General features: G+C 59.2%; 17 protein-coding genes. 11 read left to right on the top strand and 6 right to left on the bottom strand.

Annotated elements, in window-relative coordinates; all coding sequences use genetic code 11:
• Positions 1–25: 25 nt before the first annotated feature.
• Positions 26–952, top strand: a complete 927-nt coding sequence (locus tag BLR16_RS16720; RefSeq protein WP_003366963.1) for a glycosyltransferase family 2 protein — start codon at positions 26–28, stop codon at positions 950–952.
• A 37-nt stretch (positions 953–989) separates the two neighbouring features.
• Here BLR16_RS16720 and BLR16_RS16715 read toward each other — a convergent pair whose 3' ends face one another.
• Positions 990–2,798: a monovalent cation:proton antiporter-2 (CPA2) family protein gene (locus BLR16_RS16715; RefSeq protein ID WP_054081860.1), complete on the bottom strand. Its 1,809-nt coding sequence runs from the start codon at positions 2,796–2,798 to the stop codon at positions 990–992.
• Between the two features lie 249 nt (positions 2,799–3,047).
• On the opposite strand from BLR16_RS16715, the gene BLR16_RS16710 reads away from it, so the two are divergent.
• Entirely contained in the window at positions 3,048–3,236 is a 189-nt protein-coding gene (locus tag BLR16_RS16710) for a hypothetical protein (RefSeq protein WP_003366968.1), read from the top strand.
• A 33-nt stretch (positions 3,237–3,269) separates the two neighbouring features.
• Here the strand turns inward: BLR16_RS16710 and BLR16_RS16705 are convergent, their stop codons facing one another.
• Entirely contained in the window at positions 3,270–3,674 is a 405-nt protein-coding gene (locus tag BLR16_RS16705) for a Fe2+/Zn2+ uptake regulation protein (protein ID WP_074808494.1), read from the bottom strand.
• Positions 3,675–3,901: 227 nt separating this feature from the next.
• Positions 3,902–4,930 carry a FecR family protein gene (locus tag BLR16_RS16700; RefSeq protein WP_074808492.1) on the bottom strand — a complete coding sequence of 343 codons (1,029 nt, stop codon included), beginning with the start codon at positions 4,928–4,930 and terminating at the stop codon, positions 3,902–3,904.
• Positions 4,931–5,200: 270 nt separating this feature from the next.
• On the opposite strand from BLR16_RS16700, the gene BLR16_RS16695 reads away from it, so the two are divergent.
• From BLR16_RS16695 to map, 4 genes are all read left to right on the top strand, one after another.
• Positions 5,201–6,232: an Ldh family oxidoreductase gene (locus BLR16_RS16695; RefSeq protein WP_074808490.1), complete on the top strand. Its 1,032-nt coding sequence runs from the start codon at positions 5,201–5,203 to the stop codon at positions 6,230–6,232.
• A 102-nt stretch (positions 6,233–6,334) separates the two neighbouring features.
• Complete coding sequence (locus tag BLR16_RS16690; protein WP_003366979.1) at positions 6,335–6,532, top strand: hypothetical protein; 198 nt, start codon at positions 6,335–6,337, stop codon at positions 6,530–6,532.
• A gap of 87 nt (positions 6,533–6,619) precedes the next feature.
• On the top strand, positions 6,620–6,877 hold the full coding sequence (locus BLR16_RS16685; protein WP_003366981.1) for a ParD-like family protein: 258 nt from the start codon (positions 6,620–6,622) through the stop codon (positions 6,875–6,877).
• Complete coding sequence (gene map / locus BLR16_RS16680) at positions 6,874–7,665, top strand: type I methionyl aminopeptidase (protein WP_003433008.1); 792 nt, start codon at positions 6,874–6,876, stop codon at positions 7,663–7,665. The genes BLR16_RS16685 and map overlap by 4 nt, the downstream gene beginning before the upstream one ends.
• Positions 7,666–7,739: 74 nt before the next feature.
• Here the strand turns inward: map and BLR16_RS16675 are convergent, their stop codons facing one another.
• From BLR16_RS16675 to BLR16_RS16665, 3 genes are all read right to left on the bottom strand, one after another.
• Positions 7,740–7,976: a DUF6555 family protein gene (locus BLR16_RS16675; protein ID WP_003366986.1), complete on the bottom strand. Its 237-nt coding sequence runs from the start codon at positions 7,974–7,976 to the stop codon at positions 7,740–7,742.
• Between the two features lie 222 nt (positions 7,977–8,198).
• Positions 8,199–8,900 carry an endonuclease gene (locus BLR16_RS16670; protein WP_060707593.1) on the bottom strand — a complete coding sequence of 234 codons (702 nt, stop codon included), beginning with the start codon at positions 8,898–8,900 and terminating at the stop codon, positions 8,199–8,201.
• Between the two features lie 4 nt (positions 8,901–8,904).
• Positions 8,905–9,156, bottom strand: coding sequence for a DUF1654 domain-containing protein (locus BLR16_RS16665; protein WP_003366989.1), 252 nt, complete (start codon positions 9,154–9,156; stop codon positions 8,905–8,907).
• A 139-nt stretch (positions 9,157–9,295) separates the two neighbouring features.
• Between BLR16_RS16665 and BLR16_RS16660 the strand changes: the two genes are divergently transcribed.
• The 5 genes from BLR16_RS16660 to BLR16_RS16640 all read left to right on the top strand — a co-directional run bounded on the left by BLR16_RS16660 (position 9,296) and on the right by BLR16_RS16640 (position 14,287).
• Positions 9,296–9,520, top strand: a complete 225-nt coding sequence (locus BLR16_RS16660) for a YgdI/YgdR family lipoprotein (RefSeq protein WP_003433005.1) — start codon at positions 9,296–9,298, stop codon at positions 9,518–9,520.
• A 193-nt stretch (positions 9,521–9,713) separates the two neighbouring features.
• The gene (locus BLR16_RS16655; protein ID WP_003366993.1) at positions 9,714–10,673 is read left to right on the top strand and encodes a sugar ABC transporter substrate-binding protein; all 960 of its coding nucleotides are present in this window, start codon (positions 9,714–9,716) and stop codon (positions 10,671–10,673) included.
• A 53-nt stretch (positions 10,674–10,726) separates the two neighbouring features.
• Positions 10,727–12,280 carry a sugar ABC transporter ATP-binding protein gene (locus BLR16_RS16650; RefSeq protein ID WP_003366996.1) on the top strand — a complete coding sequence of 518 codons (1,554 nt, stop codon included), beginning with the start codon at positions 10,727–10,729 and terminating at the stop codon, positions 12,278–12,280.
• A complete protein-coding gene (locus tag BLR16_RS16645) occupies positions 12,277–13,269 on the top strand; it encodes an ABC transporter permease (RefSeq protein ID WP_003366998.1) in 993 nt (330 codons plus the stop codon). Before BLR16_RS16650 ends, BLR16_RS16645 begins: the two co-directional genes overlap by 4 nt.
• A 1-nt stretch (position 13,270) precedes the next feature.
• Complete coding sequence (locus BLR16_RS16640) at positions 13,271–14,287, top strand: LacI family DNA-binding transcriptional regulator (RefSeq protein ID WP_074808487.1); 1,017 nt, start codon at positions 13,271–13,273, stop codon at positions 14,285–14,287.
• Positions 14,288–14,297: the final 10 nt, after the last annotated feature.

Here is a 14,297-nt window from a genome sequence, read left to right as displayed (position 1 = left end):
CCGGACTTCGCCCTGGAGTATTGTTATGGCGCCATTGAGAGTGGCTTGTGTGATCCCGACCTACAACGGACGCAAGGATCTGGAACGTCTGCTGGATTCACTGGCTGCGCAGACTGCCAGCTTCGATACGCTGATCGTGGACTCCAGTTCCTCGGATGGCACGCTGGAGCTGGCGCAAGCCCGATGTGCCAATGTGCTGCGCATCGACAGCAAGGATTTCAACCACGGCGGTACCCGGCAGATGATGGTCGATCTGCATCCTGACTATGATGTGTATGTCTTCATGACCCAGGATGCGTACGTTGAAGACATCAATGCCATCGCCAACATTCTGCTGCCGTTCGCCGACTCGAAGGTCGGTGCGGTATGCGGGCGACAGTTGCCGCACAAGGACGCCAACCTGCTGGCCCAGCATGCGCGGCTGTTCAATTACCCGCCGACCTCGCAGATCAAGACGCTCGCCGACGCCGGTACGCTGGGTATCAAGACGCCATTCATGTCCAACTCGTTTGCGGCCTATCGAGGCGAAGCGTTGCGGGCCATCGGCGGTTTTCCGCAGCATGTGATCCTTTCGGAGGACATGTACGTCACCGCAAAAATGCTTATCGATGGCTGGAAAGCGGCTTACGAAGGCTCGGCTGTATGCCGACATTCCCATAATTACAGCCTGCGCGAAGAGTTTCGCCGTTACTTTGATATCGGCGTGTTCCAGGCCCGCGAGGCGTGGATCTACGAAACCTTTGGCGGCATTGGCGGCGAGGGCATGCGTTACGTCAAGTCCGAGCTGAAATTCCTCGGTCCCCGGCGAATCCTCTGGTGGCCTGTGTCGTTCGTGCGCAATGCGCTGAAGCTGCTGGCCTACAAGCTGAGCCGACAGGAAAAGCGCTTGCCGCGCGGCGTGAAGAAGAAGCTCGGCATGTACGCGCGCTACTGGGACAGCCCTTACGCCTGAGTCGCGCCGCAGACCAGGCCTGCGGCGTATGGGCAGGTCAGCTTTTTGCGGCTTCTTCGTCCAGACGGTCTGCCTCGAACAGTTGCGCGAGGTCGGCCCTGGCTTCGCGGGCGGTCTGCAGCACCTTGGCGTCGTCGTCATACACCTCATGCTGAGCGGCCAGCACCTGTTCGTCGTGACGCTTGAAGCGACTGATGCGTGCGTCGGCCTGTGTTTCGCTGAGGCCCAGGCCCATGAGGGTCTGGCGACTCATTTCCAGGCTTGAGTAGAACGTTTCGCGAACCGCGTGAGCCCCCAGGTCCATCAATCGATGAACATGCTGGCGGTTACGTGCGCGAGCAATGATCTTCATGTGCGGATACAGTTTGCGAATCAGCTCGGCAGTCTTGATGTTGGTGTCCGGATCATCGGTCGCGATGACAAAGAATTCGGCCTCATCGACCTTAGCGGCACGCAATATTTCCGGGCGCAGCGGGTCGCCATAGAAGACCGGGACATTGCCGAAACTGCGTGAGAACTCGATGGACTCTACGGCGGTGTCCAAAGCGATGAAAGGAATCTTCTGCGCGCGCAGGATACGCGCGACGATCTGCCCCATACGGCCCATGCCGGCAATGACCACCCGTGGTTTATCGGTCTGGATATCGCGGTACTCGTCCGGCACCTCGACGGGCTTGATTCTGGGTTTGATCCAGCGCGCCAGGGCAATGAACAGCAACGGCGTGATCGCCATCGACAAGGTGATGGTCAGCACCAGCATGTCGTACAGCCCGGCCTCGAACAGCCCCTGAGCGCTGCCGATCTTGAACACCACGAAGGCAAACTCGCCGCCTGCGGCCAGTACCAGGCCCAACTGCAACGCGCTGCGGTTGTTGAGTTCGCCAAGGGTGCGACCGATCAGGAACAGCATCGGCAGCTTGATTGCGATCAGCAGCAGCGTCAGGCCCAGCACGATCAGCGGCGAGCTGAGCAACAGGCCGACGTTGGCGCCCATGCCGACGCTGATAAAGAACAGCCCCAGCAGCAATCCCTTGAACGGTTCAATCTGTGCTTCCAGTTCGTGACGGTACTCGGAGTCGGCCAGCAACAGGCCAGCGAGAAACGCGCCCAGCGCCATGGACACTCCCACCAGTTCCATCAGCCACGCCGTGCCTATCACCACCAGCAAGGCCGTGGCGGTCGAGACTTCCTGGATTTTGGTCTTGGCGACGATACGAAACACCGGACGCAGCAAATAGCGTCCGCCAATCACCACAATGGCAATGCTGCCCAGCACGCGCAGGCCGTGGTTGATGCTTTCGCCGGTGTCCATCGCGTGATCGGCCCCGGCCAGGAATGGCACCATCGCAATCAGCGGGATCGCCGCGATGTCCTGAAACAGCAGAATGGCGAACGCCATCCTGCCGTGCGGGCTGTTCAGTTGTTTGCGCTCCGCCAGGCTCTGCAGGCCAAAGGCCGTGGACGACAGGGCAAGGCCGAGGCCCAGAATGACCGCAGTGTTCAGCGACTGGCCGAAGGCAGCGAAGGCGACCCCGCCGATCATCAGGCCGGTGAGTAGCACCTGCGCCATGCCGACGCCAAACACGGATTTGCGCATCACCCATAAACGCTTGGGCGAAAGCTCCAGGCCAATGATGAACAGCAGCAGTACTACGCCAAGTTCGGAAATATGGCTGACGCTCTCGGTATCGCCGATCAGACCCAATACCGAAGGGCCAATGATCACGCCGGCGAACAGATAGCCGATCACCGCGCCCAGCTTCAGCCGCTTGGCCAACGGCACAGTCAGCACGGCGGCGAGTAGAAACACTACTGCGACCTGCAGCAGGCTGCCTTCATGGGGCATGTGAAACTCCTTGGTAATGATTGAACACACTGTTGAAGCAGGGGCGGTATTAAAGCATGGGAGTTTTACACGGCAACGCGCATCGCGGCATGACGATAATCAACGTCGTTAATAGAACGTGCAGGAGAGGGCGCGCAGGAGAGTGAGGCGAGACAGAGGGTGACGATGCCATCCGTCGCGCATCGGCGTAAGATATGCGCGCAAACAGGCAGCGTCAGTTGCCCGCTCATGAGCATTCAGGAAGCCGTTATGACCAACAAGCAGCGTTTGATTTACTCGATTCTGATCGCCCTCGGCGTTCTGGCGATCATGCTGGGCTTGTCGCATCTGCAAAACACCGGTGCCATCACCGAAAAGACCTTTCAGTACATCGCCATCAGCGTGGCGGTGCTGGTAGTGATCCTCAACGGCATCATGCGTCGCAAGGTCAAGCGCTAAGCGCTGATGGTCGATGCGGAAAGGGGGCTGTGCTTACTGGGCGCTGTCCTGGGCGCTGTCCTTACCGACGTCTCCCAGCCATTCCCGGGCGCGAGGGTGCAGACTGTAGGTCTTGTCGTCGTTGAGGTGGATCACGCCCTCGTCGCACAGACGCTTGAGCACCTCGCGCACGCTCAGAAACGATAGCGGCACATCGAGCCTGAGCAACTGGCTGTGTACGCCGCGCACTCCCAGGGGATGGCCTTCCTCGCTCGAGACCAGCAGCGCATCGAGCACCTTGAGCCTGACCAGGCTGGTGCGTAGGCCAAAGCTTTTCAGGAGCATCCGGATGTGCTCGTTTCCGGGGCGCTCGGCCTCCAGAGCGGGCGACTGTGCCTGCGCAGCCAGTGCGGTTTGCCGCAGCAGGGTGCGAGTCGTGATTCCTTGGCGATTGAACATCCGTAAACTCCTTTTCAGGCTTTTTTTAAACACTCTCGATTACTAAGACGAACGAGCTCGGCAAAACCTCAGTTATCAGCGGAAAAAAATGTGCGGCTCAACGTGTACAGGCTCGCTGCAGCGTTGTGCGCTTGAGGTTAGATGAACAATCGTCGGTCGCGAGAGGATATTGTTCCGACGGTGGGCGCAGTCGAAGTCGCTGCGCATCGGCAAGACTGCGAGTGCGATCAGCCTTTCGGTGTGTCGGAGGTGCGGCGATTGAGCACCGGATTGCCGTTCTGATTCTGCGTCACGTAAACCGGCAGCACCTTGGGCAGAGAAGTCAGCAGGCTCGACAGGTCATGGGTGTTGTAACTGCCGCCCAGACGCATGGCACCGGTTGCGCTGTCCGCCAGCAGGATAGGTGTTTGCAGGTAGCGATTGATCAGCGGCAGTGCCTGGCTGAGCGGCAGATCATTGAAGATCAGCTTGCCATTGCGCCACGCCAGGCTGGTATCGCGTGCTTCGGTCTGACTGATCAGTGGAGCATCGTCGCCCGCCTTGTAGCTGGCCTGCATGCCGGGGGCGAGAGGGTGGTTCGAGGAAGGATGTGCACGATCACTGGTGACCTGAACCGACCCCTCGACCAGCGTCACTCGTACCTGATCCTGGTACATCCATACATTGAAACGTGTGCCGGTGACCGTGATGCTGCCTGAGCCGGCGTCGACAACAAAGGGGTGGGTGTTGTCGTGGCTGACCTCAAAGAACGCCTCGCCCTTTTTCAGCGTGACGCTGCGTCGATCCCGGTAATTGGCATAGGTCAACTCGGTACCCAGGTTCAGCTCGGCGCGGCTGCCGTCTTCCAGCATGACCAGGCGTGTGGTGGTATCGGCGTTGTAAGTTTCGTAGGTATCAGGCAGCCAGCCTTGATGCCAGCCGACGTACCCGGCAATCGGTAGCGCCAGGGCAACGACCGCTGCGGCTGCGGTCAGTTTTGCCCAGCGGCGACCGCGACGAGGCCGAACCTGATCGGGCCGGTCAGTCTGGGCTTGGCGCACAGGTGCCGGATTAAGCGGTTCGATTTGCCCGGTGATATCCCAGACTTCCAGCATGGCGTTGTATTCGACCGCATGCAGGGGGTGGGCCTTCAGCCATTGCTCGAATGCTTTTCGTTCGGCAGCGGTACAGTCTTCTGCATGCAGGCGCATGCACCAATGCGCAGCGGCATCGGTGATCGCGTCGTGTTCTGCGTTGCTGAAAAGAGGGTCGCTCATGGGCGCTCCGGCCTATACCTTCGGCGCATTCTACCCTTTGATTTCAGAGAGAGAGAACATTTGCCGGCTATCGCCTATCAAGGTGCTGCGTATTTTCTGGTGAATGCAAGCTGCTCTCATTGAAAACTATCCGTCGCAGTCTGCCCGCCGCAATGAAGTTAGTGCCCGGGGAGTGTCTTTGCAGAGTCCTCGGCGCTACTCTCGGAACCTGTCTTCGCCTTGTCGTTCTCGCTAGCGTTCTCGATCTACCGCCATGAACAGGAGTTTCAGATGCGCGCCAACCCTGCCGATCAGTCGACCCGGACCGTTTCCTTTGAGCAACTGACAGATCTGTTGCGCCGGATCTTCCTTGCCCACGGCACCAGCACGGAGGTTGCCGACGTGCTGGCCGAGAACTGCGCCAGCGCCCAGCGCGACGGCTCGCATAGCCATGGCATCTTTCGTATTCCCGGCTATCTCTCATCGCTGGCCAGCGGGTGGGTGAACGGCAAGGCTGTGCCGGTGGTCGAGGATGTCGGCGCTGCGTTTGTCCGGGTCGACGCCGGGGGCGGCTTTGCCCAGCCTGCACTGGCGGCGGCCAGAGCCTTGTTGATCGACAAGGCACGCAGTGCCGGAATTGCGGTTCTGGCCATCCGCAACTCTCATCACTTCGCTGCGTTATGGCCGGATGTCGAGCCTTTCGCCGAACAGGGGCTGGTTGCCCTGAGCATGGTCAACAGCATGACCTGCGTTGTGCCGCATGGTGCGCGTCAGCCTCTGTTCGGCACCAACCCGATTGCTTTCGCCGCGCCCCGTGCAGGCGGCGAGCCTATTGTTTTCGACCTGGCGACCAGCGCCATCGCCCACGGTGATGTACAGATCGCCGCACGTGAAGGTCGGCTGTTACCAGCGGGCATGGGTGTCGATCGCGACGGCCAGCCCACTGACGAGCCGCGCGCCATTCTCGAGGGTGGTGCGTTGTTGCCGTTCGGCGGGCACAAGGGTTCGGCATTGTCGATGATGGTCGAGCTGTTGGCCGCAGGGCTGACAGGGGGCAATTTCTCGTTCGAATTCGACTGGTCGAAGCATCCCGGTGCGCAGACGCCCTGGACCGGCCAGTTGCTGATCGTCATCGATCCTGACAAGGGCAGCGGTCAGTCGTTTGCACTGCGCAGTGAGGAACTGGTGCGGCAACTGCATGGGTCCGGGCAGGAGCGTCTGCCGGGGGATCGACGCTACAGCGAGCGCGCGCGATCAATGTCGCACGGTATCAGCATCGCCCAGGCTGATCTGGAACGCCTGCAGACCCTGGCGGGGCATTGAGCCATTTACACATTCACCGACCATTCGTCGCGACCGGTCTTGTATCGGCGCGCAGTTCAAAATACTGTATGTATGAACAGTAAAGAACGAATGAGGTCTGTCATGTCCCTTAAGTCAGCGCAAAGCCCGGTTGCTCAACAACATCGCATGCTCTCTGCAGCCAATGAAATGCAGCGTGAGGATTTTCTCCAGTTGGCGGCCGCACTGCGCCAGTTCAATGCCTACGAGCCAGAGGTGTCGATAGTCATCGCGGCTGCCCGCGCGGGCGGCGAATACCGCCAGGCTGGCTCGATGGAATAAGGTGGCTGATCACAGCCACGGCACGTCTCGGGTTGATTGTGAGTATACGCAGCGTATATGCTTCATATATTCAACTTGAGGTGAATCATGGGTCTGGTAAAAATTTCCGAAAACATGCACGCCAATCTGCGCTCTGCCAGCGTTGCGCTCAGCCGCTCGATCAATGCGCAGGCCGAGCACTGGATGCGTGTCGGTATGCTCGCTGAACTGCACCCGACGCTGGATTACAGCGAGATCTGCCAGATGCTGATCCGTCTCGAAAATGCCGGTGAGACCGTGCTGACCGCTTCGAACTTCAACGTCTCGGAGCTTTCAGCTTCCAGCCTTTCCAAGGCGGTCTCATGAGCAGCGCTATCGGTCTCAAGACCGAACAGGACCTCGTGCAACTGCGCATAGCCGGCAGACTGGCTGCCGATGTACTTGCGATGATCACGCCTTACGTCAAGGCGGGCGTCAGCACCGAAGCGCTTGACGACATCTGCAACGAATACATCGTCAAAGAGCTGAAAGTGATTCCTGCGAATGTGGGCTATCACGGTTTTACCAAGACCACCTGTATCTCTCCGAACGCCGTGGTGTGCCATGGCATACCTTCTGCCACCGATATCCTCAAGGAAGGCGATATCGTCAATATCGATGTCGCGGTCATCAAGGACGGCTGGTATGGCGATACCAGCCGTATGTACCTGGTGGGTGAGGTCAGCCCCCTGGCCAGGCGTCTGGTCGAGACGACCTATGAGGCAACCCGCGCCGGTATTCATGCTGTGCGTCCGGGTGCAACCCTGGGTGATATCGGTTACGCCATCCAGAGCGTCGCTCATCGCGAAGGCTTTAGCGTAGTGCGTGAATATTGCGGACACGGCATTGGGCGCAAGTACCATGAAGAGCCGCAGGTTTTGCACTATGGTGCGCAGGGCAAAGGCCTCAGGCTCAAGCCGGGCATGGTGTTCACCATTGAACCGATGATCAATGCGGGCAGGGCGGGCACCCGGACGTTGCCGGATGGCTGGACGGTTCTGACCAGCGACCTTTCACTGTCTGCGCAGTGGGAGCATATGGTTGCCGTCACCTCGACCGGTTTCGAGCTGCTGACGCCGTGGCCTGATGGCACAGGCGCTTACCCTGCCATTTGATCCGCAAGGGTCTGGCAATGCATGGGAACAATGGCCTTTTCGAAGGCCATTGTTGTGTTGAACAGGACGATGTTTCAGGCTTGTAGCGAAGCCCTTCTCCAATGCACCTGCGTCACGCCAAAACGCTTTGCCTGCAAGGTTGCGACGCCTATCGGGCCTGCGGATATATTGCCGCTCACGGTCCCGACACCTGCATGCAGGGTCGCACAGTGCAAGGCGTCGCTCTGGCACAGTTGCGTTGCCTGATGCAGAAAGCAGTGAGGTTGGCCATTGAATTGATAGTGAATTTCAAATTCCGTTTGATGATTCATCTTCCCTGCCTGCTAACGTGATAATCAGCCTGACTGTTTTGGGCATATACACGAAAGGGGGCCTCCCGATCACGCCTTTGATTCCAGAGAGTAGACCGAAAATCGTAGCGTTCATGGATTGAGTTAAGAGATGTCCGATAAGTGGTTTTGGATTCACTCAAGCGCGTTAATCAATGGCCGAGCACTCATCCGTTTGAGGGCTCGGCCTTTGATCAAGCTTCGTTATTTACACGACTTCAGGTCTACCGGGCCTACAAAATCATTACCACGTCCCATGACACAGGCGACCTGCTGGTTACGCTGGCGCTCCCATGCCTGGGGCGGATAGGTTTTATCCCAGGCCTTATAGAGCTGCTGGTCCTGGCGCGAGAGGCGCAGATTGTACTGTTTGCTCATGTAGAAGTAGGTGCGCGCGATCATGCCGCGTATCGAGGGGCGAGGCATGACCTTTTTGGCCTTGAAATCCACCTGTGTCAGGCATGAACCGTACTGGCCCTTTTGCTCGGGTATCCAGCCAAAACTGAAGTTGCTGCGGTCACCGTTGACCTCGCCGATGCTGGGTACCAGATTGTGCAGGTCTGCCTCGGCGCGTTTGTAAATCGGGTCAGTTCGTGTGCAGTTCTTGCGCCCGCCGTTCTGCCAGCATTGGCGCAAGTGGCCGATCTGCCAGGCAGGCACAATGTGCTCCCATTCGATACGACTGGCCCGTTTGGCGCTCTTGCGCGGGACATAGCCGCAGCCCGCGAGGTCGACCCGATTGCCGGTGTATTTGCAGCCGCAGTAAAACTCGGTCGACTGCGGTGCATACAAGCCCCAGGCAACTTTCTTGGCTTCGCTGAAGGTGCGCGGGGCTTGTGCCTGGGCGGCGAATGAGGCGGTGATGAGCAGGGTGGTGCAAAGCAGTGTGGGAAATCGAAACGTCATGCCGTCAGTCTTCCTTCGGCAACGTCCAGAATATTTGCACGCCACCGTCGTCGCGCCAGGCGAGGGTAACATTGTCGTTCTCGGCTATTTCTTCAAGGAGTTGTGCCCAGTCGTCCTCTGCCTCGTCTGGCTGACGAAAGAGCAGGGCAGCCCTGGATTTCTGTGCGGTGGGCGAGTTGATGATCTTCTGTACCCGCATGCCCATGCGCTCGTAAGGGCCGGGAATGGAAGGGGTCGCTGCGCTTTGTTTTGCCACGGAAAAAGGTCCCTGAATATTGCTGTACGGGCATACAGTATTTCAGTGTCGGATCTTTCGCAACATCTATGTAGGATAAAGCGCTCGAAGTGGCACACTATTGCCTTGAAAAAACACCCTGACGTTTCCGGAGTCACGCATGAATATCAAGTCACTGGCATTTCCGTTACTGGCCTCGGCAGTTGTGCTGCTGGCAGGCTGTTCCACGCCCTCGGTCGTCACGCTGCAAAACGGTACTCAGTACGTGACCAAAGACATGCCCAAGACCAAGACACGCGACGGTTTCTACGAGTTCGAGGATATCTCCGGCAAGACCGTCCGGATCAAGGCTGATGATGTAGCGACGGTCAAACCTGAAGAGTGAGACCCGACTGATCGTGACGCCCGTTCCCCGCGCTAGCGGGGGCGGGCAGCTCGGTAAGATTTAATTTCAGGTGGATTGACAAAGGTTGCAGCTTTTTCCATAGTTCGCTCCTCGCAAACGTTTGCGCGTCGATGCCCGGCATCGATTCTGCGCCGTTCGCCCGAACAATAATCACAAGATCGGAGATGAACTCATGAAGCTGCCATTCGCTGGACGCCTTCTCGCTGTCGCCATGTTTGCTGCCGTCACGGCAGTCATGCCCCTCTCTACCGTCTATGCCCAGACGCCTGAAAAACCCAAGGTCGCACTGGTCATGAAATCGCTGGCCAACGAGTTCTTCCTGACCATGGAAGACGGTGCCAAGGCCTACCAGAAAGAACATGCCACCGAATTCGATCTGATCTCCAACGGGATCAAGGATGAGTCCGACACGTCCGCGCAAATCCGCATTGTCGAACAGATGATCGCCTCCAACGTGAATGCGCTGGTGATCGCACCAGCCGACTCCAAGGCGCTGGTACCGGTGCTCAAGAAAGCCACCGATGCCGGAATCAAGGTCGTCAACATTGACAACCAACTCGATGTCGACGTGCTCAAAAGCAAGAACCTGCAAATCCCGTTCGTAGGGCCTGACAACCGCAAGGGTGCCAAGCTGGTGGGCGACTATCTGGCCAAGAAACTGACCGCTGGCGACGAGGTGGGCATCATTGAAGGTGTGTCGACCACCAATAATGCTCAGCAACGCACCGCCGGTTTCAAGGACGCCATGGACGAAGCGAAAATGAAAGTGGTGTCCACGCAGTCCGGTAACTGGGAAATCGACAAGGGCAACGCTGTGGCCTCGGCGATGCTCAACGAATACCCGAACCTGAAAGCCTTGCTGGCCGGTAATGACAGCATGGCGCTGGGCGCCGTCTCTGCAGTGCGTGCGGCAGGCAAGGCTGGCAAGGTCATGGTCGTGGGCTACGACAACATCAATGCGATCAAGCCGATGCTCAAGGATGGCCGGGTTCTGGCCACGGCCGATCAGTACGCAGCCAGGCAGGCGGTCTTCGGCATCGAAGCTGCCCTCAAGCTCGTCAAAGGCGAGAAGGTCGACACTAACGACAAGGGCGTGATCGAAACGCCGGTGCAACTCGTTACTCAACCTTGATCCACGCCGTGTAAAGGTGCCCGTCCGCAGAGGACGGGCGCTGGGAGAAATGTATGTCAGCGTCTGCTCAGACAGCTGTTCTTTCGGTCAGTGGCATCGGCAAAACCTACGCACAGCCCGTACTTGGTGACGTCGACCTGACGTTGATGCGTGGCGAAGTGCTCGCCCTGACCGGGGAAAACGGTGCCGGTAAAAGCACCTTGTCGAAAATCATCGGCGGGCTGGTAACCCCTACCACCGGAAACATGGAGTTCCAGGGCCAGCCTTATCAGCCTGCAAGTCGTACCCAGGCCGAAAAACTCGGCATTCGCATGGTCATGCAGGAGCTCAACCTGCTGCCGACCCTGACCGTCGCCGAAAATCTGTTTCTTCACGACCTGCCACGCAGGGCCGGCTGGATCGACCGCAAGCGCTTGCGCGAAAACGCGATCGAGGCCATGGCCCAAGTGGGGCTGGACGCCATTGATCCCGACACGCTGGTCGGCGAATTGGGGATCGGCCACCAACAGATGGTCGAGATCGCCCGCAACCTGATCGGCGACTGTCACGTGCTGATTCTCGACGAACCCACTGCCATGCTCACCTCGCGAGAAGTGGAAATGCTCTTCGAGCAGATCACACGGCTGCAGGCACGTGGCGTCTCGATCATCTACATCTCCCATCGGCTTGAAGAGCTGGCCAGGGTGTCCCAGCGCATCGCCGTGCTGCGCGACGGCAAGCTGGTGTGTGTCGAGCCGATTGCCCGATACAACAGTGAGCAACTGGTGACCCTGATGGTCGGCCGTGAGCTCGGCGAGCATATCGACATGGGCGCCCGGCAGATTGGTGAGGTGGCGCTGTCGGTCAAGGGGCTCAATCGCGCCGGCAAGGTTCAGGATGTGTCCTTCGACGTGCGTCGAGGTGAAATCTTCGGTATTTCCGGGCTGATCGGTGCCGGGCGTACCGAGTTGTTACGCCTGATCTACGGTGCAGACGTTGCCGACAGCGGTGACATCGAAGTCGGAAAGCCGCTGCGGAAAGTCAGCATTCGCTCGCCAGCCGACGCGGTGGAGCAGGGTATCGCGCTGATCACGGAAGACCGAAAGAGCGAAGGCCTGCTGATGTCGCAATCGATCAGCGCCAACATTGCGCTGGGCAACATGCATTCGATTTCCAGTGCGGGCATGGTCAACAGCGACGACGAGCTGAAGCTGGCGCAGCGCCAGGTAGCGGCCATGCGCATTCGCAGCTCCAGTCCGGGCCAATTGGTCTCCGAGCTGTCGGGTGGCAATCAGCAGAAGGTGGTGATCGGTCGCTGGCTGGAACGTGACTGCACGGTGATGCTGTTCGACGAGCCGACACGGGGCATCGACATCGGTGCCAAGTTCGATATCTACGCGCTGCTGGCCGAATTGACCCGTCAGGGCAGGGCGCTGGTGGTGGTTTCCAGTGATCTGCGCGAGCTGATGCTGATCTGTGATCGTATCGGCGTGCTGTCTGCCGGTCGCCTGATCGACACGTTCGAACGCGACAGCTGGACCCAGGACCAATTGCTGGCCGCTGCCTTCGCCGGTTATCAGAAACGTGACGCGCTGCTCAATGATGCGGCGCCCAGGAACGACTCATGAAAAATACTCCTTCTCCGACGCTGACTGTGCCAGTCCGTCGCGGCGGCAACTACTTTGGTCTGGGTACCTACATCGGGTTGGCCGGTGCGTTGCTGGTGATGATTGTGCTGTTCTCGCTGCTCAGCGATCACTTCCTGTCCTACCAGACCTTCAGCATGCTCGCCAACCAGATCCCGGACCTGATGGTGCTGTCGGTCGGCATGACGCTGATCCTCATCATCGGCGGCATCGACCTGTCGGTCGGCTCGGTGCTGGCCCTGGCCGCTTCGGCGGTCAGTGTGGCAATCCTCGGCTGGGGCTGGAGCGTGTTTCCGGCGGCGCTGCTGGGCATTGCCTGTGCGACGCTGGCGGGTACGGTCACCGGTTCGATCACGGTCGCCTGGCGCATCCCTTCGTTCATCGTGTCTCTGGGCGTGCTGGAAATGGCCCGTGGCGCGGCCTACCAGATGACCAATTCGCGTACCGCCTACATCGGTGATTCGTTCGCCTGGCTGTCCGATCCGATTGCCTTCGGCATTGCGCCGTCCTTCATCATCGCGTTGCTGATCATCTTCGTCGCTCAGGCAGTACTGACCCGGACCGTTTTCGGTCGCTACCTGATCGGTATCGGCACCAACGAAGAGGCCGTGCGTCTGGCGGGTATCAATCCCAAGCCTTACAAGATTCTGGTGTTCTCGCTGATGGGGCTGCTGGCCGGTGTCGCGGCATTGTTCCAGATATCCAGGCTGGAAGCGGCCGATCCGAATGCCGGCGCCGGGCTTGAACTGCAGGTCATTGCAGCCGTGGTGATCGGCGGCACCAGCCTGATGGGCGGACGCGGTTCGATCATCAGCACCTTTTTCGGTGTGCTGATCATTTCCGTGCTGGCCGCAGGCCTGGCGCAGATCGGTGCGACCGAGCCGACCAAGCGGATCATCACCGGTGCGGTGATTGTGATCGCTGTGGTACTGGACACCTATCGCAGCCATCGGGCTCGGCGCCAGGGCTGATATGGCAACCATCAAGGATGTCGCGGCCCTGGCAGGGATCTCGTACACCACGGTTTCCCACGTGTTGAACAAGACCCGGCCGGTGAGCGAGCCGGTCAGGCTCAAGGTCGAAGCCGCCATTGCACAGCTCGATTATGTCCCCAGTGCAGTGGCGCGTTCGCTGAAGGCCAAGACCACCTCGACCATCGGCCTGTTGATTCCCAACGGCATGAACCCGTATTTCGCCGAATTGGCGCGGGGCATCGAGGATTACTGCGAGCGCAACGGTTTTTGCGTGATCCTTTGCAACTCCGATGATAATCCGGAGAAACAGCGTGGCTATCTGCGCGTGCTGCTGGAAAAGCGTGTCGACGGTCTGATTGTTTCTTCGGTGGGTGGCGATGCCGGTATTGCAGGTGGCCTTGCCGAGGTTCGTACGCCGTTGGTGATCGTTGACCGGGAACTGGACGGTATCGATGCCGACATGATCCGTATCGACCATGAGCAGGGCGCTTATCTGGCGACTCGGCACTTGCTGGACCTCGGGCATCGCGCCATTGCCTGCATCGGCGGGCCATTACACAGCACAGTGGCCGAGATGCGTCTGGCGGGGTACCGGCGCGCCCTGCAGCAGGCGTCCGTTCAGGCCCGGGCCGAATGGGCGGCGCACAGTGAGTTCACCAGCTCTGCCGGTCATGAGGCAGCGTGTCAGCTTCTGGCAGCGCATCCGCCAACGGCGATTTTTGCCGGCAACGACGTCATTGCCATCGGCGTATTGCGCGCCGCCGCCGAGCGCTTGATTCGCGTGCCTCAGGACCTGTCGGTGATCGGTTTCGATGATATCCAGATGAGTCGCTATGTTTATCCGGCGCTGACCACCGTGGGGCAGTCGATCATGCAACTGGGCGAAACCGCCGCAGAAATGCTGCTGAGCAGAATCGCCATACCCCATGGGCTTCCTGCCGAAAAAAGACTCGTGACGCCCAGCGTCGTGGTGCGCGAGTCCACGGCAGCGCCCACTACTTTGTCCAACGAATGACGCGCACGCG

The sequence above is a fragment of the Pseudomonas sp. BS3767 genome (assembly GCF_900099665.1).
Classification (GTDB): domain Bacteria; phylum Pseudomonadota; class Gammaproteobacteria; order Pseudomonadales; family Pseudomonadaceae; genus Aquipseudomonas; species Aquipseudomonas cerasi.
Note: the sequence above shows the minus strand (reverse complement) of the source record. Positions and strands in the feature narration are given on the sequence as shown.

What these genes read in the sequence shown, in the direction of transcription:
- BLR16_RS16720 (WP_003366963.1), top strand. Translation starts at nt 26, where the DNA reads ATGGCGCCATTGAGAGTGGCTTGTGTGATCCCGACCTACAACGGACGC.
- BLR16_RS16715 (WP_054081860.1), bottom strand. Translation starts at nt 2,798, where the DNA reads ATGCCCCATGAAGGCAGCCTGCTGCAGGTCGCAGTAGTGTTTCTACTC.
- BLR16_RS16710 (WP_003366968.1), top strand. Translation starts at nt 3,048, where the DNA reads ATGACCAACAAGCAGCGTTTGATTTACTCGATTCTGATCGCCCTCGGC.
- BLR16_RS16705 (WP_074808494.1), bottom strand. Translation starts at nt 3,674, where the DNA reads ATGTTCAATCGCCAAGGAATCACGACTCGCACCCTGCTGCGGCAAACC.
- BLR16_RS16700 (WP_074808492.1), bottom strand. Translation starts at nt 4,930, where the DNA reads ATGAGCGACCCTCTTTTCAGCAACGCAGAACACGACGCGATCACCGAT.
- BLR16_RS16695 (WP_074808490.1), top strand. Translation starts at nt 5,201, where the DNA reads ATGCGCGCCAACCCTGCCGATCAGTCGACCCGGACCGTTTCCTTTGAG.
- BLR16_RS16690 (WP_003366979.1), top strand. Translation starts at nt 6,335, where the DNA reads ATGTCCCTTAAGTCAGCGCAAAGCCCGGTTGCTCAACAACATCGCATG.
- BLR16_RS16685 (WP_003366981.1), top strand. Translation starts at nt 6,620, where the DNA reads ATGGGTCTGGTAAAAATTTCCGAAAACATGCACGCCAATCTGCGCTCT.
- map (WP_003433008.1), top strand. Translation starts at nt 6,874, where the DNA reads ATGAGCAGCGCTATCGGTCTCAAGACCGAACAGGACCTCGTGCAACTG.
- BLR16_RS16675 (WP_003366986.1), bottom strand. Translation starts at nt 7,976, where the DNA reads ATGAATCATCAAACGGAATTTGAAATTCACTATCAATTCAATGGCCAA.
- BLR16_RS16670 (WP_060707593.1), bottom strand. Translation starts at nt 8,900, where the DNA reads ATGACGTTTCGATTTCCCACACTGCTTTGCACCACCCTGCTCATCACC.
- BLR16_RS16660 (WP_003433005.1), top strand. Translation starts at nt 9,296, where the DNA reads ATGAATATCAAGTCACTGGCATTTCCGTTACTGGCCTCGGCAGTTGTG.
- BLR16_RS16655 (WP_003366993.1), top strand. Translation starts at nt 9,714, where the DNA reads ATGAAGCTGCCATTCGCTGGACGCCTTCTCGCTGTCGCCATGTTTGCT.
- BLR16_RS16650 (WP_003366996.1), top strand. Translation starts at nt 10,727, where the DNA reads ATGTCAGCGTCTGCTCAGACAGCTGTTCTTTCGGTCAGTGGCATCGGC.
- BLR16_RS16645 (WP_003366998.1), top strand. Translation starts at nt 12,277, where the DNA reads ATGAAAAATACTCCTTCTCCGACGCTGACTGTGCCAGTCCGTCGCGGC.
- BLR16_RS16640 (WP_074808487.1), top strand. Translation starts at nt 13,271, where the DNA reads ATGGCAACCATCAAGGATGTCGCGGCCCTGGCAGGGATCTCGTACACC.